Source organism: Ruegeria sp. D3 (genome assembly GCF_056534465.1).
In genome coordinates, this window is sequence record NZ_JBQFPK010000006.1 from 20,418 (window position 1) to 40,747 (window position 20,330).

Genomic DNA, 20,330 nt, shown 5'->3' on the forward strand with positions numbered 1-20,330 from the left:
TATGGCGCGCAATGACCATCTTTTGTCCGTTGGCAACGAAGCTCTGACGCCTATGACGTCGGCCATGTCCGCGCTGACGACGCAGATCGACCAGCTGACTGAGGTGGCAGACGCGCGCTCGACCGCCCGGCTTGCCACGCTGAAAACTAAGATCGAAAATTTCACTGCCAGCGTTACGTTGGTTGGTCAGGTTAAGGCGGGCAAGTCTTCGATTGTGAACATTTTGGCCGGGCGCCCCGCCCTTTTGCCCTCTGATGTAAACCCGTGGACCTCGGTGGTCACGACGTTGAACATCAACACCCGGACCGAAGGCGATACACGGTCCAAGTTCACGTTCTTCGAGCAGGAAGAATGGGACAACCTGATGATCGGTGGTGGTCGTTTGGGCGAACTGGCAAATCGTGCTGGGGCAGACGACGAAATGGACGATATCCGCCGTCAAATCGGCGAGATGAAGGATAAGTCAGAAGAACGCTTGGGCAAGCATTTCGACCTGATCCTGGGGCAAAGCCACCAATACGACTACTTCGACGAAGAGCTTATCCAGCGCTATGTCTGTCTGGGTGATGAGGATGATCCGGACATCAATCCGAAAACCGGACGATTTGCCGACGTCACCAAGTCCGCTGACCTGTTCATGGACATTCCGCAGTACCCCATTTCGTTGAAGCTCTGCGACACACCCGGCGTGAACGATACCTTCATGGTGCGCGAGCAGATCACTCTGCGCAGCCTGCGGGGGTCCGAAGTCTGCGTTGTCGTTCTGGCTGCAAGCCAGGCGTTGACAACTATGGATATGGCGCTGATGCGCATTATCGCGCAGTTTGAAAACCGCCAGATTATCCTTTTCGTCAACCGAATTGACGAACTGGCGGACCCTGTAAATCAGGTTCCGGAAATCCGAGATCGCATCCAAGACACGCTCAAGCAAAACAACATCGACGCCAACACCAGTGTCGTTTTTGGCAGCGCGCTCTGGGCCGAGGCAGCGATCACCGGGAATCCCGATATCCTGACCGAGGAATCGCGCGAGGCTTTGAACACTTTCTATCTGGCCGCCGGGTTTGGCGATCAGGCACCCTCACTCGACAAAATCTGGGCGCTTTCGGGCTTGCCAGACCTTTTGCTGGCCATGAATGAACGGATCGCAGAGGGGGCAGGCAACCGCCTTCTCGAGCGCGTCCGCCACAGGGCGCGCAATATCGCAAGCCAAATCCGCGCCACTGCAGTCGCCAAGAACCTGTCTAATAGCGACGGCATTGTCCAAGACCTGGATGGTGTGTCGACCGAAGAGGCAATCGCAAAGATCACCGAACAATACGAAAAGAAAGTGGCGGAACTGACCACGTCACTACGTGACAAAGTGATCGAACGTCTGAAGTCGGCGGAATCCAATTTTGTCAAACGTGCAACGGACTCTTTGATCTCTCATCTCGAGCAGAATGGAGAAGAAGGCACGTGGCAATATGATCCGGCAGGATTACGCACCTTGCAAAAAGCAGCCTATTTCAGCTTTGCACGCTCGATGCGCAAGGAAGCCGGTTCGCTGTACTCAACCGCGGCCTCGGATGTCGAAGCCCTGTATCAGAAGCTCTTGGGCAATCATCTAGGCGAGTTTGCCATCGAAGCCCCCATCGTGCCACGGGTCCCGCCCCCATTGGGAATTGGCCGGACCATCGCACTGGATTTGCAAAGCACATGGTGGCGTCGTTGGTGGCAGCGTCGTAAAGGGTTCGAAGCCTATGCTGCGGACTATACGCGGTTGATAGCTTCCGAGGCGAATTCGATCACCAAAGACATCGAAGAAAACCAGGTTGCTGCAGTGTTGGAAAATGTCCGTGCTGTTCTGTCAGACTTCTTGCGTGAGCAGAAAGAGACATTGCTGAGCATTTCGGCCTCGGCCGAAGCCGTTCCAAATCCAAACGCAGCACTGTTGGCGGGTGGGGCGCCCCAGAAATCGCGGGACGATATCCTGGGCGATATCCTGAAAGATCTTAGCAACGAGGCAGCATAAGTAGCGACATGGCAAAAGATTCACAAACCCGCTTCGTTTCATCCAAGGCATGGGAACGCGTCGAGCAATGGTCCCGCCGCAAACCTATCTTCGCTCTTATGGGCGAATTCAGCGCCGGCAAATCCACCTTGATGAACTTTCTACTGCGGTCGCACACGCTGCCAACGCAGGTGACGGCAACTCAACTGCCGCCGGTTTGGTTCAGCTGGGGCGATCAATCTGCTTACGTTCAGCGCGACGATGGCTCGCGCGATGATATCACGTTGGATCAACTGGAAACCGTCGGAGTGAACGATGCTCAGTTCATTCGGATTTTCCTTGAAGCTGACATTCTGGAGGCCGTTGATCTAATTGACACGCCCGGTATCTCGGACCCCAAAATCTCGGACGATGTCTGGCGGCGCGCCGTTGGTCAGGCCAATGGTGTGTTGTGGTGTACCCACGCGACCCAGGCCTGGCGCGAGACCGAACGCGCAACATGGGTGGCGTTGCCAGAACGGCTTCAGAATAACTCGTTACTGTTGGTGACGCGTGCCGACGTGTTGGGCCCCAAGGATCGGCAAAAAGTCCTGCGCCGCGTCAATCGCGAGGCCGGGCATCTGTTCAATCGTTCGATCTTGTTCTCGGCTCGTGATGCAATTACCGCACGCGACAAAAGCGGCGATGCCGAGCTTTGGGCACGCAGCGGCGGAGGCAAGATGGTCGACAGCTTCCTTGAGATTACGGAACAGATCATGGACCATCGCGCCGATCTTCTGGCGCGGTACCAGATCGACGACAGCCTATCTCCCATGGCGTTGCATGATCGTGTTGACGAGATTCAGCAGGACCAGTCTTCTCCATTGCAGTTGGTGAACCCGGAAGTCGATCCATTCGAACTGGATCGCGACGAAGTTGTCACCAGTTTCCCCGTGCGCCCTGCCCGCGTGGAATTGCGCGCTGACGACAGTGAACGCGCTCCTCGTATCGAGCCCGATGAGGCAGATCGCCTGAGGGCCGAGATGACCACCAGTACAGTTGACGCGGCACCGATTGCGGACACGCAGGAAGAAGAGGACGATCTGCGCGCTTTCTTCCGCGAGTCGCCGAGCCCTACGCTGAATCTGACCGATGCACCGCTAAACACGTCCGACGAAGATGAGTATGACCTGTTGGATGAAGAGGACTTCGAAGACGAAGACTTAGTCGCAGAGGTCGCGGCTGAAAACGCTGAACAGGATGAAGACGTTTCCGACACCTTTATGGTTTCGCTTGAAGACAAACTGTCGGCAACACCTGAACAGACGGAAGATACTCGGGAAGTTGCAGAAGAAACACCCGCTGAAACATCGGTTTCTTCTATCACGGCGCTCATGGCCGAGCAGGCGAAACATAGCGAAGAGTTCGAGCCAGAACCCGAGACCTCGGGGTTGATCGATATGCAGGTCGTTTCGCTGCCAAACGGGTCGGAACCACCGGTCCACAAGGAGCGACTGGAGGATGTACTGAACGCTCCCGCGGGCTCTCCTCTCAGCGCCGCCGCCATGTGGCGCGAGATCTCTGAAGATGAGGAGCTGCCGCAGGACGCCGAAGGTTTGAAAAAAAAGTTCATGTCTTTCCTGGACGAATACGATCAGATCGCGGCGGAACACTTCGCGCGCGGCACCAAATCCACGGTGACACCATTGCCCGAGGCAAACAAAAACGGCGGGGCCGAGTGGCATGTATTGTAACAGGTTTCTGAAATAGAAAAGCAGTACGTAAGATGAAAATCGAAGCCGCTTTGATCACAGCCACCGAGACCATACCCGACTGCATCGCAGCCGGGTATGTCGATATGGAAACGGGCATGTTGCTGGGTGCTCATGCGCCCGACCCGCAAGACCAGAGTGTTCTGGACACTCTGGCAATTGCTGTTGCCAACCTGTTTCAGGGGCGCGGTGTCCGTGGGTTTGAGGCGCTTTTGCGCAGTATTGGAACGGAAGACACACAGGAAGAGGGCTTTGGCGAAATCGCGGTATTGGCTGGCGACCGGATCAATATCTTCCTGCGCACTCCTGCGTACCCGGATCACGTTGTCTGCTACATCTGCCGTAGCAGCGCCAATATCGGTTTGGCCCTTACAAAATCACATCTAAGCCTCGCGCCGGTTACGGCGGCGGTTTGAGCGAGACCAGAGGAGGTCACAGTATGATGGATGCGGAAATACTCGACCTGCTCGAGGATATTGGACGTTCGTCCGTGGCGCGCCAGAACCCCGCCGTTACGTTGACAGGTGATTCAGCGCAGACCCGGCGCGATCAGGTCCTGCGCACCATTCGGGGAACGATACTACCGCGCCGTCTGGAGTTTACAGCGGCAAATGGCGATTGCCTGGCTATCGAAGTGAACAGCTCTAGGGTGACGGATGTATTTCGCGTTCGAACCGGGATCGCCCCTGACTTCGAAACCCAACCGCGTGATACACTCACTAAGAAACTGGCCGAAATCGTTACGGATATCGCGTCAGCTCCTGGACCGCTGAGTTTGATATCGTTGCAACCAGACGCCGTGCTAGAAGCCGACGACGTCGGCATCACTTTCAGCGAGATATCGAAAGCCTGTTCTCAGGTCGAACTGCCATCTGAACCGATCGTTTCAATCGTGCCAGAGCCCGCCACAGACGACGTGCCAGCCGACGAACAGTCTACACTGACGAGCGGGTTCTTCGACGGTGCGGCATCTTTCGCGCTTGGCCGTATCCATATCGGGGATAAGTTCGAAGTCCGCACCGATGGCGTTTGTGCATCAGGGCAGCCAGCCCACGCCGACCAAACCGTTTTGGAACAATTCGTCAAAGACCTAGTCGGTTGGAACGAGGATTCTACAAGTGACGATCGCGGTACTCAGTTGATCGTAATGCGACCAGCCGGCGGCAAGGGAACTGCGCTGGCCGCCCTCAAGGATGGTCCACAGACCGCTATTGTGATCCATGAAAGCCGCAAACTGGGTGCCGCGGTAAACTTGTGGAAGTCTCTAACAGGCTCGGGCAGATGACCGGGCCTGAAACGTTCAAATTTTCGGCGAATTCAATTTGTGAGTTCGAGTAACCAGGGTAAATGTTATGAGTGAAAATCAACGTCGCGAATTAATAAGGGTTGCCGAAGATCTGAAAGGTCTAAGCAACGAAGAAACACGTCAGTTTATTTCCCGTATTGTCACTGATCTTACGGATCTCAAGCCCTCTATTGCCTTTGTCGGGCAGATCAAAGCGGGCAAATCGCGGCTGATTAACGGGTTCACCGGTCAGGCAGAGTTTCTGCCTTCGGATGTGAACCCGTGGACGACGGTCATTACCGACATGCATTTCGGGCATCCTTCGGGCCGCACCAGAGGGGCCGAGTTTCATTTCTTTGACAACCGGCAGTGGCAATCTCTGATCGCCGAAGGTGAAGAGCTGCGCAATATGTTCCCCGATGACGAGGACAGTTATAAGCGCGAGATGATCGAAGAGCAGGTTGATGCGATGAAAGCGCGCGCCAAACTGCGTCTGGGTATGAGTTACAAGGACCTATTGGGTCAGCACCACGACCTCGAAAATCTGACGACCGACGATTTGGCGCGGTACGTTTGTGCAGGCGACGACCCGACCGACGACGGGAACCATGACCCCGGCTCGGATCGTGGTCTATACAGCGACATTACCCGAAAGGCTGAGGTCTATTTTGACATCGGCCATTTTCCTTTTCCGCTGACAGTCACGGACACACCCGGAGTAAACGACCCGCTTCTGATCCGCGAAGAAATCTCGCGCCAGTACCTTAAAGAATCAGACTTTTTCGTTGTCGTATTGTCGGCGCACCAAGCCTTGTCACGGGCGGACCTGAAATTGTTCCGCTTGATGCAGGCGCTCGAACTGGGTCAAATCGTAGTCTTTATCAACCGCGTGGACGAGTTGGGCGGTGGTGCAGAGGATGCCGTCAAGGTGCGCGCCGACGTAATAGATGGGCTGGACAAGGCACTTGGCAATTCGGACATCGATGTGCTGATGGGCAGTGCGCAGTGGGCCCACTACGCGCTTACGGGCGACGATACTGGCGTCAACCATGACCACGTCCTTGCATGGCTTCGCGCCCATCCCGAACAGATGAAGCAATATCTGGACGGTGTTGAAGAAATCAAACAAGGTCCCGGTCCGATCAGCCGCGAAGGCGTCCTGAGGTTTGCTGCGATGATCGCATCCGGGCTTCCCGATCTGCGTCGCCACGTTACCAGCGCTTTGACCCACGGCCCGCGCGATGAACAGCTTCGTATGGCATGGCAACACTTGGACAGTTTCGCCAAGGGAGAGTTGGAACGGTCTCGTGCGCATCTGCGGGCCATCGAGGAAGAAATTTCTGGCAAACCCGAAAGCGAAGATGACAACGACAAAACTCTGGCCGGGTTGCGCGCGAAAGTGGCTGACAAGACGTCTGAGATCATCGACGGAATGGATGAAGTTCTAGCCAATCTGCGCGGTGTCATGGACGATACAGTGGCCGAAGCGGTATCGGACGTGGTGCGTGGACCCAATGGGGATTCACCCTTGCTGGCAAAGGGCGGCGAAACGGAACTGAATTTCGGCCCGCTGCGCGATCGTATGCGCGAACTTGTCCAAGGCGCCACTCAGGTCATTCGCCAGCGGATGCTCAGCGAACTGTACGCGATCGACATGCAAAGCAACGCCGCCTTGCGCGCCCTGCCCGGCTGGCAGGATCAGACCGACAACAGAATGAACACAAGCGCTGTACGGTGGTTCCGGCCTGACACAACGGCGCTGACACGCGGAATTACGGTTGAGCTGCGCGTGACATGGCTGTCGCGCCTGATTTCGCGTAAAAGCGTTGTTACCCGCGCTGAGAACATGATCGTTCAGGAATTTGAAATGATCGGGGATGATCTGGTCGACACTGCTCGCAGTGACTTGCTTGAGCGGTTGAACACAGTTCTGGATCATTACATGGCACTTTTGGCAGGGCACCTTGAAAGTCGCTCTGGTTCAAGCGAAACAAATGCCAAGGCCGAAGCGCAAGAGGCGTATAACAATGCCCAACGTGTTGCAGATGAACTGGACACCGTTTTCGGAGCTGACACCGCGAACGAGACTTTACCTGAGGCAGCTGAATGATCGAATTTCCGGGAACCGAGAAGGAAGTGCGTAAGCTTGAGCACTTTCTGACCGCGACTGAAGACCTTCCCACTGACGCCAAGCTGGACGACATGCGCAATCGCGCATTGGCCCATGCCGAGCGCCTTTCGAACGCGGTCAATATCGGCTTCGCCGGAGAATTTGGTGCCGGGAAATCCAGCCTTGCCAATATGCTGGCGGGTGCCGACATTCTACCGACCGGCCCGCAGCATCTGAAACTGCCGCTGGTGATCGTTGCCTATTCCGAAACTCCTGAAACGACAGTGGGGTGGTGGGGCAAAGAACCCAAAGTGTATTCCGGTATTGCGCTGGAAAAGGCGGCTCAGGAAAATCCAGATTTTATCTCTGTGGGGATTAACACCCCTGCCCTGCAGGAGATTTCGTTGTTTGATTTGCCTGGAACCGGCGCATTGGACGACAGTTACAAGCCAACACTGGATTTGTTGAAATTCGTCGATTGCGCGATCTGGTGTACCAACGGGACCCACGCCTGGCGAGAGACCGAGCGCCATCTGTGGTCCCAGGTTCCTCAGGAACTGCGCGCTAACAGTTTGCTTGCCGTAACGCATACCGATTTGCCACCTGTCCGTGATGCGCTGGACCGGGTCCTTGCGCGATTGAACAAGGAAAATGGCGAAACGTTCCGTTCGGTGGTGCCAATTGGTACGCCGGTGGCAGTACAGGCCATGGCGCAGGAACCCGAACCAGACTTCGCCCTTTGGGAAACTTGCGGCGGGCAGAACTTGGCCGAACAGGTCTTGGAAATCGCGTCAAACCGCCGCCAGCATGACATCTCCGCTGCGCAAAGAGATCTTGAAAAAGACTTTTTACCCTATCTGCAAACGCTGGATATTGACGAACCCGAACCAGCGCAGCCTGACACAGCCAAGATGCAGGCGGTCCTGGAATCCGCGCTGCCACCGCTGGAAAATCCGATCCTTGAAGACTGGCTTGCCGCGATCGCCAGTATCTATGAGGACTTGCGAGAATCCTCCGAAATTGAACCCACGGCCTTTTTGACCAGTTGCCAAGAAATCGTCGAGGATTTCGCCGAACGTTTGGAACAGGGCGGAGAAATAGATCCGCAGGCCGATTGGATTCCAGCCGAATTCGAAAAAGCCACGGATTTGCTGTTGCTGCTGCAATTTGAAAGCGGCGATGCCCCTTTGAAGGATGCGGTCAGTATTCTGGCCCAACTCAGCGACAACCTCGCTTGGGCAGGCAGCCGGGTTGAGTCATCACAACCGCGTACCGGCACTTAACGCGATCACGTTAGGATTGTGCCTTTAAGCTGCGATTCGTCGTGTCAAGAATCATGCGTTCATTGTTTCGGAATCAGTGAACAATCATTCCAAAACCGGCCTTCAGTCCGCATTCTTTTGCACCAACACGTCAACATTTAGCTTTCTGCCTTAGCGCACCACCAGATGTTGATTATTGCGCCTTCCCGTTCTCAGTGAAGCCATGAGGCGGCCCCAATAAAGTCAAATTTGAATCGTCTAACATTCTTAGTTGTCCTGCGGTTGTGTTTGTTTGTGAGTTGACGCGCTGTTTCAGCAAAAATGCGGCCGCAAAATGATTAGAATGGGCGGGAAGAAATGAGCCATAATCAGGCTGTCGATGCGACGCACGACGAACCTAAAATTGAAGGTCTGCAACCGGGCGCAAAGCTATTGCGCGGCCAGTACGAGATTCTGCGGTTTCTCAGCAATGGCGGTTTTGGGATCACATATTTAGCGCGTAACAGCCTGGACCGTGAGGTCGTGATCAAGGAATGCTATCCGGGCGCTCTTTGCCAGCGTAACGGTGATGCGGTCGAACCCATCGACCCCCGGCAAAAGGAAGATTTGCGCGCAATCATTGATCTGTTCATTCAGGAAGCCCGCAATCACGCACGGCTGGTCCATCCCAATATTGTCGATGTGCATCAGGTGTTCGAAGACAACGACACCGCCTACATTGCAATGGACTTCATCCAGGGTTGCGATCTTCTGGACTACGTCGAGAACCCCGACAACAACGCCGGACCTGACTTTATTGTTCAGGTAACCGAGAAAATGTTGTCGGCGGTGTCATTCATCCACCAAAGCGGAATGTTGCATCGCGACATCTCGCCCGACAACATCCTGATTGACAGCAACGGTGAACCCGAACTGATCGATTTTGGCGCCGCCCGCGAGCAGGCCGCGAACCAGTCTGCTGCACTTTTGACACTGCGGGTGATCAAAGACGGCTACTCTCCGCATGAGTTTTACGTACGCGGAGCAGAACAAGGCCCCAGCAGCGATCTCTATGTACTGGCGGCGACTTTGTATCACGCGATCAGTGGCGAGCGTCCGGTCGATGGGCAATCCCGGTTGAACGCCTTCAACAATGGCACCAAAGATCCGTACCTTCCTCTGGCTGGACGGTACAAGGGATATCCCGACGGCTTCTTGGAAGCGATCGACAAAGCGATGGAAGTTCACGCTACGGACCGCCTGCAAACGGCATTGGACTGGTTGCGTATGTTCCGCGGCCCCGGCGTTATGTTCGATACTTTTGAATATCGTCCTGTTTCCGTCATCGTCGCGATGGATCGTTTGGACGAAGAGGCAGAAAAAGCTCGGGTCAAAGCTGAAAGCGAAAACGCCGAGGCTGTCGTGACAGCCTTGCTTGCGGGTAATCCTGACATCGCCCTTGGTCATGAAGACAAGAAAGAGGATGAACTGGCGACTTTTCAAGCACCCGAGGAGCCTCCGGTCGCAGTTGACACGATCGTAAAGAACGGCTCAGGCGGCGGGGCTAAACTGATGGCCGGAGTTGCAGTTGTTGCTATTGCCTTAGCCGCAGGCGGCTATTTCGCAATGTCTGGCAAAGACGAGCCCGCAATTCAGCCAACCAACCCCGAGGTCGCCCTCGCGCAGATTGCGGCGGCCGCCGAGATCCCGGAACCCGCCGCTATAGATGAAGCCGAAGTTGCAGAACCAGCCACAACAGACGACGCAGTCAACGTCGCGATCGAAGAAACACCCAAGCAGGTGGAGTCAGAGCCGGAACCTGTCGAGCAGACCCTGGCTGAACCGGCTGTCACACAAGAGGCAGAAGCCCAGACAGCCGAACTCCCTGCCTCTGCGGATAACACCCCAATTACCCTTGCCGAGGTTCAATTCGCCTTTTCACATTGGGACGTGGAAATCCCATTTCAGATTTCCAAACGGCGTGTCTCGACTGGCAATGTAATCGCCGTCACTGGAATCGACCCGACTCAAGATATGTCGGTGATCGGCGAATGGGTCGAACGTGGCGCCGCAATCTATACCCTCAACGGAGAGCCAGTACAGTCCGACGCAAGTTTTGCAGCACAGGTGTTGAACGACCTGAACGTCGACCCCGATGGCTACATCCGCGTCACAGCTAGGTATCGTCCGCTGGGTGAAAAACGAGCGATGAACGGCCTTTTGGCATTGCCGGCGATGCGTATGGTCGGCCTGGAAAACGGCTATGGCCTGACAATCCGAAATTCAGACGGCCAGGGGTGGTCAACGATAGTCAAGACAGTGCCGACTGACACTGCAGGCGGACTGCGCGAAGGCGATGTTTTGGTATCGGAAGCGCAGACAGGAAATGTGTTGGATGGCCCTGAAAGCCTGGATGCTATGCTGACGGCTTTGGTCGCCGAGAACCAACCACAAGCCCGCCTGACCGTTTTGCGCAACGGAGCCCAAACCGATGCCGTCATGCAACTAGCGCAGGAGTAATTCACCCGGTTCGTTTTGTATCCGCCAGTGTGTGTTTGCTGAGGATCGTGCGCAAGTTCGTACATCTCTGTCGGGGCCCAGCCCGTCGCGGAAAGTAACAGTGACTATGGTTTCCAATCATCAGTGCCATTGCGCAGACCTGCGCGAAGGTGAGTAGCAGCCCCATGGGACTGAAGTCCCGTGCACAGAAGCAAAGGTGTCGTCACCATGTTCAAATACAAAAGCCCTCTGAGCCGGCTTCTAGAAGGTGCCGGCAAGCCGAAAGAAACCGAAACCGAAGAGGTCGCCGAGGTCAGCGCTGACAAACCCGAACCGATTGCGGATTTCAATGCGCTGCGAGTCGCACTGGCGGGTAACAACATGCCGTCATCGGGTAGCTACGAAGACACAGAAGATCTGCTTCCCGAAGAGGACATGCCAGAGTTCGCTGAGAACGAAGACGTGGCCGACGCCTTGGATGACAAAATCCTGTCTGAAGTTGTTGCTGAAGCGCACGAGCATGCGGACGAGATTGAGCCAGAACAGGTCGAAGAAGACCCAGTTGTTACGCTCCACGTTGCCACCGAGGAAACCATTGCCGAAACCGAGGTCGTTCTGGTCGACGCCACCCCTTCGGAACCCGTGATCGAAGTCGTTGCCGAGGAACCCTCAGCCCAGATCGAAGAAGTTACCGCAGAAGTGGTCGATGGACCTCTGGCGCCTCAGTCAGAAGAAACCACAGCCGAGGTGGTTGAGACACCTCCCGCCCCGCAACCGGTACAATCGGATCGTCGTGGACGGGTCAAAACCACCTTCCTGGGCTTTGAGCGTGCCGACACGCATGTGCAGGATCTGATGGAAACATCCGAACCAGTGGCCAAGACGGAAAGCGCGCAGCAAACATTCCCGGTTGGTTGGTTGGTTGTGACGGCCGGCCCAGGACGCGGAGCCTGCATAACGCTGACAGAGGGCCTGATGCAAATCGGGCGCAACGACGATCAGGCCATTCAGCTGGACTTTGGCGACACCGGCATTTCTCGCAGCAACCACGCTGTCATCGCCTATGACCCCGAAGATCGCAAATGCTATCTGGGTCATGGCGGCAAGGCCAATCTGGTGCGCCTGAACGGCAAGCCCGTCCTTAGCACCGTAGCGCTGAACAGCGGCGACTTGATCCGCATCAGCGAAACCTCGGTTCGGTTCGCGACCTTCTGCGATGATGGCTTTGACTGGCGGGACGCCTGATAGATGCTGGCAACCCCGGCATATGACATTGCGCTGATCCTGGATCAGGGTCGGCGTGAATCGCAGGAAGACGCGGTCGCTGCGCGCATGTTCGATGCAGCGGGAGCCGGGTATATCGTGGTCGCCGACGGCATGGGAGGGCACGCGGCGGGCGATGTAGCATCAGAACTTGTCATAACCGCATGGCGCGAGGCGCTGGACGCTGAACTGGAAGAAACCGTACCGTCCGAGAGTGCGCTGATCGACGCGTTGCCATTGGCCGCCATGCAGGCCAATGCCGCCGTGGCACAGCATTCCGAAGAACAGGGTGAGGGGTTCAACATGGGTTCAACCATGCTGGGCATCCTACTTTTGGAACAGCGGGTTTTTTGGATCTCGATTGGCGACAGCCCCTTGTACTTGTTTCGGGACGGAATGTTGCGGCAAGTCAACGAAGATCACTCGATGGCGCCGATCATCGACGCGCAACAGGCCGAGGGCAAGTTGACCCGAGAAGAGGCGCTGTCGCACCCGGATCGGAACCAATTGACCTCGGTCATCATGGGTGCCGCTATCCCGAAAGTGGATTGCCCTGAACTCCCGCTGGAACTGACCACATCGGACGTACTGATCGCCGGCAGCGATGGGCTTCAATATCTTAGCAACCCCGAGATTGAGCACATCCTGCAGACGCAGTCGAAGGCTTTGGCACAAGATATCGCAGACGCGCTGTGGCGCGCCTTGCGCGACAAAAACGACCCCGATCAGGACAATGCGTCCATCGCAGTTCTGAAACTGACAAGAAACGATTAAAGGCAAAGCGACAGGACACATGAGACCTCATCTGATCATCTCCAGCCTGGCTCTTGCGGCTGCGACCGGCACCGTCTCGGCGCAAGAGGCGTGCTCGACTTACGAAATTCAGCGCGGCGACAGTCTGCGCGAGCTGGCTATTCAAGTTTATTCGACCGAAGATTTTGGCATCATCTTTGACGCCAACCGCGACGTAATCGGGAACAATCCGAACGTAATTCGTGTGGGTGACGTACTAACTCTGCCTTGTCTTGAAGATGTAGGCCGGGCCCCCACACCCCCTGCAACCGAGGCTGAGGCAATGGCCGCCGAGATGGCGTCCGAACTGGTGAAGGCCGCAGAAGAACGTGCTGCAAAGGCCATTGCTGAAGCTGAAGCGCGCGTCGCGGCAGCCGAAGCAGAAGCCGAGCAAGCCAGCCAGGAAGCAGTTTTGGAAGCCAAAGCTGCAGCCCGCCAGGAAATTGAAGCCGCTCGCGCCGAAGCGGCCGCGCTGATCCGGGATGCGGATGAAAGCGAGCAGCCTGAAATTCGCGACCGTCAGCTGTTGCTGATTACCGGCGGCAACTATGCACCTTTCACAGACGAAGCTCTGCCGCATCGGGGGCTATACACAAACCTTGTGGAAACCGCGATGCTACGTGCAGCGCCGGAACAGGGATACAAGATCCAGTTTGTCAACGACTGGTCCTCGCATCTGGACCTTCTGATGCCGACACTGGCCTTTGACGCAACCTTCCCTTGGTCGCGACCGAATTGCGACGAACCCGCGGCCTTGTCGGAGAAAGACCGCAACCGTTGCGAAACCTACGACTTCTCGAACCCATTCTATGAAGTGGTCGACACCTATTTCGCTCGCGAAGGTTCTGGCTATGAGCAGACCCTGACCTATGCTGATTTCGCCGGCGCCACGATCTGCCGACCCGAAGGTTGGACGTTGTCCCATATGGACGCAGTTGGCCTTTACGAACCCGCAATCTCACTTTTGCGCCCAGTGTCCCCTGACGACTGTTTCCATGCAGTTATGGAAGGCCGCGCAGATATCGTGGCAATCGAAGCCCATCTGGCTGTCGAGGCGATATCGCGCCTGGGATACGAACACCGCATCATCGAAAACCCCAACCTTGCGGCGATCAAGTCGCTTAACGTCATGACCCACAAAGATAATCCGGATGGGGAAGCGATCCTTGAGACGCTCAACCAGGGTCTGGCGATCATGCAGCAATCCGGAGAGTGGCGCGACATCGTGTCAAACGCTCTGCGGTATCAAATGGAAAATGGCTAAGGCCCCAATTGGCCTAACAACAATAATGTCTGGAGGATGAGGACATGTTTAATATTGATCTGAAGAAAGTTGCGCTGTCGGCCACCGCCGTCACTGCCCTGAGCGCCGGAGCCGCCGCGGCACAGGAAGCCTGCACAAACTACACCGTTTCCGATGGCGACACGATGGCGACCATTGCAATCGCAGCCTATGGCACATCGAACTACCAGCCGATCTTCAACGCGAACCGCAACATCATCACCAACCCGAACGCTCTGGAACCCGGCCTTGTTCTGGCTCTGCCCTGTGAAGATGGCAGCCTTCCCAACGGTCAGTCCGCGCAAGAGATCATTGCAGCCGAAGAACAGCGCGCGGCAAGCGTCAAACGTTCGAACGTATATGCGCCGCCCATCAAAATGGTTGCGGGCAACGGCTGGGAGCCCTTCACCACTGAAGGCCTGAGCGGCGGCGGCATTATGACCCGTCTGGCGACAACCAGCCTACAGCGTGCGGGCAACCAGCGTGACTATTCTGTCAGCTTTGTCGATGACTGGTCTTCGCACCTGGAAACTTTGCTGCCACTCGGCGCGTTTGACATTTCGATCGCCTGGACTGTGCCGGATTGCACGAACCGCACCTATGAATGGTCCCCCGAAACCGAAGCACGTTGTACGCAATTCGTGGCCTCGGTGCCGGTTTATGATGTGGTTGGCGGCTTCTATACCCTGCCCGAAAGTGACTACACAAACGCCACCACTTTCAAAGATTTCGAAGGTGCAACTGTCTGCCGTATGCAGGGTTGGAGCATGGTCGTTCTTGAAGAAGTTGGCCTGAACTACGACAACACAACTGTGGTTCAACCAAACTCGGCACGCGAATGCCTGGATGCGGTTTTGACCGGTACTGCAGATGTCGCCGCATTCGAAGTGGAACTGTTCGCTGCGACAATGAAAGACATGGGCCTGACCTCGAGCGACATCGTAGAAAACCCCTATGTCTCAACACTGTCGTCGATGAGCTTCCTGGCGCACCGCACCAACCCGTTCGCTCGTGAATACATCGCGATGATGAACAAGGGTCTTAACGAGATGCGTGAATCCGGCGAATGGTACGCGATCATCTCGGATACGTTGCGCGAGCAGAACGAAAAGCTCAACGCAGCGTCCAACTAATGCTAAACAAGAAAGGGCTGGTTGAAAAACCAGCCCTTTCTTAGACTACCAAGCCCCTAAGGGAATCCTCCAATTACCAGACTTTTCTGGAAGTATAGGATGCAGCTAACACACCCGGTGAGGTTTCGACCTCTCCACTCACTCTAAAAGGGGCCGACTTTGGGGGTCGGCCCCTTTTACTTTTCTAGTTTCTTTGCGCCTCACGCCGTAACGCGGGCCAACCGATGTTAATCGATCAAACCGTTCAAAGTTGCACTCGGGCGCATAACCTTTGCGGTCTTAGCCGGATCGGTGTGATAGTACCCACCCAGATCAGCAGCACCGCCTTGCGCGGATGCCAGTTCGGCCAGGATCGTCTCTTCTCCATCTGCAAGTGCCGTCGCCAATGGTGCAAATTCGGCGGCCAGTTCGGCATCGTCCGACTGCGCGGCCAAGGCCTCGGCCCAGTAACGGGCGAACCAGTAGTGGCTGTCGCGGTTGTCGGGCTGGCCAACTTTGCGGCTGGGCGAGCGATTGTGATCCAGAATACCTTGCGTTGCGGCCTCGGCCGCAGCACCCAGAACGCCTGCCTTGGCGTTGCCTTTGCTGTCGGCCAGGAAGTTCAGTGATTCACCCAGCGCGCAGAATTCACCCATCGAGTCCCAGCGCAGGTGGCTTTCCTCGACCAGCTGCTGCACATGTTTCGGGGCCGAACCGCCCGCGCCGGTTTCAAACAGGCCACCGCCATTCATCAGTTTGACGATGGACAGCATCTTGGCCGAGGTGCCCAGTTCCAGAATGGGGAACAGGTCGGTCAGATAGTCGCGCAGCACATTTCCGGTGATCGCAATCGAGTCGTTGCCTGCGGTGATCGTCTCCAGCGATTGACGGGTCGCTTCACGCGGGGCCAGGATCATGAACTTGTCAGCCACGCCAGCCGCCTCAAGCGCTGGTGTGACGTATTTGATCAGTTCAGCATCATGGGCGCGATTGGCGTCCAGCCAGAAGATCGCTTCGGACCCGGTCAGGCGCTGACGGTCCATGGCCAGCTGGATCCAGTTCTCGATCGGAGCTTTCTTGACGGTGCATGACCGCCAGATGTCACCCTGCTCGACGTCGTGCGAATGCAGCGTCTCGCCATTGGCCAGAACGATACGGATAGTGCCGTCGGCAGGTGCCTGGAACGTGGTCGGGTGGCTGCCGTATTCCTCAGCCTTCTGCGCCATCAGGCCCACATTGGCGACCGCACCGGCAGTGGCCGGGTTCAGTGCGCCATTGGCTTTGAAAAAGTTGATCGTCTCGTCATAGACGGGTGCATAGCAACGGTCGGGGATCACGCAGTTGGTGTCACCCTTGGCACCGGCCTCATCCCAGCCTTTACCGCCCGCGCGGATCACGGCGGGCATTGAGGCGTCGATGATCACGTCCGACGGTACGTGCAGGTTGGTGATGCCCTTGTCGCTGTCGACCATATACATGGACGGACGGTCGGCCTTAATCGCGTCGAAGGCGGCCACAATCTCGGCATTGTCTTTGACCCGCTCCAGCAGATCACCAAGGCCCGAGTTCGGGTTCACACCCAGCGCATCCAGCTCAGCACCAAATTTGTCAAACACCGGAGCCAGCCACGCCTTAACCGCATAGCCGAAGATAATCGGGTCCGAGACCTTCATCATCGTGGCCTTCATATGCAGCGAGAACATGGTGCCGTCTTTTTTCGTGTCCTCAATGGCCTCAGCAAGAAACGCGGACAGAGCTTTGACGGACATGAATGTCGCGTCGGCCACGGTGCCCTTGGCCAGCGGCCAGCCGTCTTTCAGAACGGTGGTGGTGCCGTCTTTGCCCACGAATTCGATCTTGGCATCGCCTGCCTGTGCGGCGGTGATGGTGGCCGATTTCTCGTTTGCGTAGAAATCATTGCCGGACATGGACGACACTTTGGTTTTGCTGTCCGACACCCATTCACCCATCGAATGCGGGTTCTTTTGGGCGTAGTTTTTCACTGCTTTTGCGGCACGACGGTCGCTGTTGCCTTCGCGCAAAACCGGGTTGACGGCCGAACCCTTGATGGCGTCATAGCGCGCACGAATGGCCTTTTCTTCGTCGGTCGAAGGTTCTTCGGGATAGTTCGGAATGTCGTAACCCTGCGATTGCAGCTCTTCGACGGCGGCAACCAGCTGCGGGACCGAGGCCGAGATGTTGGGCAGCTTGATCACGTTGGCTTCGGGGGTTTTCACCAGCTCACCCAAAGCGGCCAGATCATCGGTGATGCGCTGTGCATCTGTAAGTTTCTCTGGGAAGGTCGCCAAAATGCGCCCGGCCAGAGAAATATCCTTGGTTCCAACGCTCACGCCTGCGGCCGAGGCGAACTTTCGAATGATGGGCAAGAACGAGGCGCTGGCCAGCTCGGGCGCTTCGTCTACAATGGTATACAATATGTCGAAGTCTGATTTATCTGCCATATTCTTTTACCTTTTTTAAAGCCTTTCGGGGCGTGCGTTCCAAGAGCTGGCCACTTCTGCGTGGCCAAAGCGGGGCGCGACAAGATTACCGCCCCAACGGTGACTCTGATTTGACAGGGCCTCCCTTAAATCAGGATTGCCTTGGGATCAATTCCCTATCTGGGGCGCAAATTGACACGGGTGGGTCGATTGTTCCGCATCCAGCACGACAAAAACACAAACCGAAGGAAAAAACGCAACTATTGGTCAGTCGATTCCGACACCGGTTTCTCAAGTTGGAAGAAGCTCATGTCCCAGGCAACTCGTAGGACATAGTCCTGGACCACCTGATCCAAATGATCTTCGGACCCGGCATAAGCCGCCCATGGAACGGAAACGCCAGCCGGGGCAAACAAACAGTTCAAAACCCATTTTCGCCCGGCATATCCGAACCTTTGCAGCGCCGTTTCCAATTCTGATTTCGCCAAGTCAGGCCTGCCTGCCAAAGCAAAAAGCCGACCGCTCGATAGCAACTCTCTTTCGCCGCGCCACATATACCAATCAATCGCTGCGTCATACCATCGCGTGAAAAAGATGCTCTTATCTTTTTCGACGTCACCCTTCTGAAGGATGCCAATCTTATTTATATATTCGATCCCCTTGTTCTCATCACCGATCTTGAGATGAACCAAAGCCGGCCAGTACAAATCTGATGCTTTGCCCGGCTCTAGCCGCGCAAGGTTATGTGCCGCCTCAAGCGCACTGTCGTGGTTCCCGGTGTATTTCAGGTCGTAAAGCAGTTGAGAGAAATACACCCAATCTTCGTCCGGCCAGCGATCCTTGGCCTGTTTTAGGAACGCCTCAACCCCATCAAAGCCGTTCAATTCATAGCTTAGATCCAGCAACTCATAACCCGCCTTGCCATAGCCCGAGTCGATCTTCAGGGCCGCTTGCAACCCGCGCCTTGCAGCGTGCGGGCGCCCATTCCGTCTGTCAAAACCGGATTTGCGGTACAGGGCAAACAAACTGTCAGGATCTAACTGCAACGCGCTGTCATAATCCGCTGCTGCCGCCTGAGTGTCACCAATGGCGTCAAAGGCGAACGCGCGTCTTAAGAGTGAATTTGCGTCATTGGGATACACCGTCAAAGCACGAGTGTAATCCGCTACCGCCATGTCAAATTGCCGGTCGCGGTGATACGCCCACCCTCTGAATCTAAAAAGCGCATTACGATTGGCCTCGTTAGCTCCGTTCCCATTCAACAGCGTCGTACACGCAGACACTGCCTCGGTGTGCTTTGCCTTGCCGCCGAAACAAGTCAGCGAAAGCTCGGAATAATTGACCGAGGATCGAGACGGCTCGGTTGCTGATAACAGCAGCGCGGTTGCGACAATAAACAGGGCGGCAATCCGAATTTTCATGAGTATCCCTTAGCAGAGGCAACTCTCCTTAAGGTAGTAATGAGGCCTGCCGCTAAAAAGGTTTGAGCCGTGCAACAGATCGCACATGATGCCTGCAAGGCACGGTGTCGTCTAAACGCCCCAAGTGTCGCTTAACCGATACCCGCCTTGCCATGGGTCATCGGGATCCAGCATGTGCTGATGGGTGCCGGTGATCCAACCTCGGCCGCTGATCTCGGGGATAATAGCAGGTCTGCCTTCCAGATCCGCATGCCCGGTAATGCAGCCTGTGAAACGCGAACCAATGATCGAAACGGCCTCGAATGTTTGACCAACAGTCAGTTCTCCCTTGGCGGCCATCAAGGCCATTCGAGCCGAGACAGCCGTTCCCGTTGGCGAGCGGTCGATCTTGCCCGGTTGAATCGCCACGGCAGATTTTCCGGTCAAGCCAGTCGGAGTCGCCTGAACCGGACCACAAAACGCGCAGAATGAGATATGGGTCCAATCCGGGTTCTGAGGGTGGGCAAAACCCAGCTGTTCATTCGCAGCATTGGTAATCGCTACCCCAATGCGCGCGAGATCCCGAGCCTCGTGCGCTACGATATCAAAACCCAATGTCGCCGCGTCGACCACGACAAAGCTGTCGCCGCCATATGCTGTGTCAACGACCAGCTCCCCCACACCGGGCACATCCAGTGTAGCGGCAATTTTGTCCGCGAAACTGGGGAGGTTTCGAACATGAATACGTTCGGCTTTGCCATCGCGACATTCAGCACGAACCCGGACCAGACCTCCTGGCGCTTCCAGCGTCAGATGCGTTTCCGGCTCTTGCATCGGGATCATACCGCTGTCCAGCAAAACGGTGGCAACGCAGATCGCGTTCGAACCGGACATGGGCGGCGTATCTTCGGGTTCCATGATAATGAATGCGGCATCCGCGTCGGGATGTTTGGGCGGCACCAAAAGGTTCACGTGGCGAAAGACACCACCGCGGGGTTCATTGAGAACAAAACTGCGCAAAGTCTGATCCTGCGCAACGAACGAGCGCTGTTTCCACAGGGTATCTCCGGGCGGTGGCAACACACCCCCTACGATGACGTCGCCCACTTCACCCTCTGCATGGGCCGATATGACGTGGAGTGTTTTGACGCTGCGCATTTG

Annotated in this window: 14 protein-coding genes; 11 read left to right on the top strand and 3 right to left on the bottom strand. The window is 56.1% G+C overall.

Features of this window, described 5'->3' with window-relative positions; genetic code table 11:
• Position 1: 1 nt before the first annotated feature.
• From ACR0DX_RS10290 to ACR0DX_RS10340, 11 genes are all read left to right on the top strand, one after another.
• A complete protein-coding gene (locus tag ACR0DX_RS10290) occupies positions 2 to 2,014 on the top strand; it encodes a dynamin family protein (protein WP_480846030.1) in 2,013 nt (670 codons plus the stop codon).
• 8 nt (positions 2,015 to 2,022) lie between these two features.
• Complete coding sequence (locus tag ACR0DX_RS10295) at positions 2,023 to 3,726, top strand: dynamin family protein (RefSeq protein ID WP_170355094.1); 1,704 nt, start codon at positions 2,023 to 2,025, stop codon at positions 3,724 to 3,726.
• A 32-nt stretch (positions 3,727 to 3,758) separates the two neighbouring features.
• The gene (locus ACR0DX_RS10300; RefSeq protein WP_170355095.1) at positions 3,759 to 4,160 is read left to right on the top strand and encodes a hypothetical protein; all 402 of its coding nucleotides are present in this window, start codon (positions 3,759 to 3,761) and stop codon (positions 4,158 to 4,160) included.
• Positions 4,161 to 4,183: 23 nt separating this feature from the next.
• Positions 4,184 to 5,029 carry a hypothetical protein gene (locus ACR0DX_RS10305; protein ID WP_170724603.1) on the top strand — a complete coding sequence of 282 codons (846 nt, stop codon included), beginning with the start codon at positions 4,184 to 4,186 and terminating at the stop codon, positions 5,027 to 5,029.
• 67 nt (positions 5,030 to 5,096) lie between these two features.
• The gene (locus ACR0DX_RS10310) at positions 5,097 to 7,139 is read left to right on the top strand and encodes a dynamin family protein (protein WP_170355097.1); all 2,043 of its coding nucleotides are present in this window, start codon (positions 5,097 to 5,099) and stop codon (positions 7,137 to 7,139) included.
• Positions 7,136 to 8,422, top strand: coding sequence for a dynamin family protein (locus tag ACR0DX_RS10315; RefSeq protein ID WP_480846034.1), 1,287 nt, complete (start codon positions 7,136 to 7,138; stop codon positions 8,420 to 8,422). The genes ACR0DX_RS10310 and ACR0DX_RS10315 overlap by 4 nt, the downstream gene beginning before the upstream one ends.
• Positions 8,423 to 8,758: 336 nt before the next feature.
• Positions 8,759 to 10,900 carry a serine/threonine-protein kinase gene (locus ACR0DX_RS10320; RefSeq protein WP_170527638.1) on the top strand — a complete coding sequence of 714 codons (2,142 nt, stop codon included), beginning with the start codon at positions 8,759 to 8,761 and terminating at the stop codon, positions 10,898 to 10,900.
• A gap of 207 nt (positions 10,901 to 11,107) precedes the next feature.
• A complete protein-coding gene (locus ACR0DX_RS10325) occupies positions 11,108 to 12,124 on the top strand; it encodes an FHA domain-containing protein (RefSeq protein WP_170355100.1) in 1,017 nt (338 codons plus the stop codon).
• A gap of 3 nt (positions 12,125 to 12,127) precedes the next feature.
• A complete protein-coding gene (locus tag ACR0DX_RS10330) occupies positions 12,128 to 12,916 on the top strand; it encodes a PP2C family protein-serine/threonine phosphatase (protein WP_170355101.1) in 789 nt (262 codons plus the stop codon).
• 19 nt (positions 12,917 to 12,935) lie between these two features.
• On the top strand, positions 12,936 to 14,198 hold the full coding sequence (locus tag ACR0DX_RS10335; protein ID WP_170355102.1) for a transporter substrate-binding domain-containing protein: 1,263 nt from the start codon (positions 12,936 to 12,938) through the stop codon (positions 14,196 to 14,198).
• A 44-nt stretch (positions 14,199 to 14,242) separates the two neighbouring features.
• Complete coding sequence (locus ACR0DX_RS10340) at positions 14,243 to 15,349, top strand: transporter substrate-binding domain-containing protein (RefSeq protein ID WP_170355103.1); 1,107 nt, start codon at positions 14,243 to 14,245, stop codon at positions 15,347 to 15,349.
• Between the two features lie 227 nt (positions 15,350 to 15,576).
• On the opposite strand, the gene ACR0DX_RS10345 is transcribed toward ACR0DX_RS10340, so the two are convergent.
• The 3 genes from ACR0DX_RS10345 to ACR0DX_RS10355 form a co-directional block, all read right to left on the bottom strand.
• Positions 15,577 to 17,790, bottom strand: coding sequence for an NADP-dependent isocitrate dehydrogenase (locus ACR0DX_RS10345; RefSeq protein WP_170355104.1), 2,214 nt, complete (start codon positions 17,788 to 17,790; stop codon positions 15,577 to 15,579).
• A gap of 239 nt (positions 17,791 to 18,029) precedes the next feature.
• Positions 18,030 to 19,190 (bottom strand): tetratricopeptide repeat protein, encoded by a 1,161-nt coding sequence (locus ACR0DX_RS10350; RefSeq protein ID WP_480846039.1) that lies wholly within the window; start codon positions 19,188 to 19,190, stop codon positions 18,030 to 18,032.
• Positions 19,191 to 19,301: 111 nt separating this feature from the next.
• A complete protein-coding gene (locus ACR0DX_RS10355) occupies positions 19,302 to 20,327 on the bottom strand; it encodes a trans-3-hydroxy-L-proline dehydratase (protein ID WP_480846041.1) in 1,026 nt (341 codons plus the stop codon).
• Positions 20,328 to 20,330: the final 3 nt, after the last annotated feature.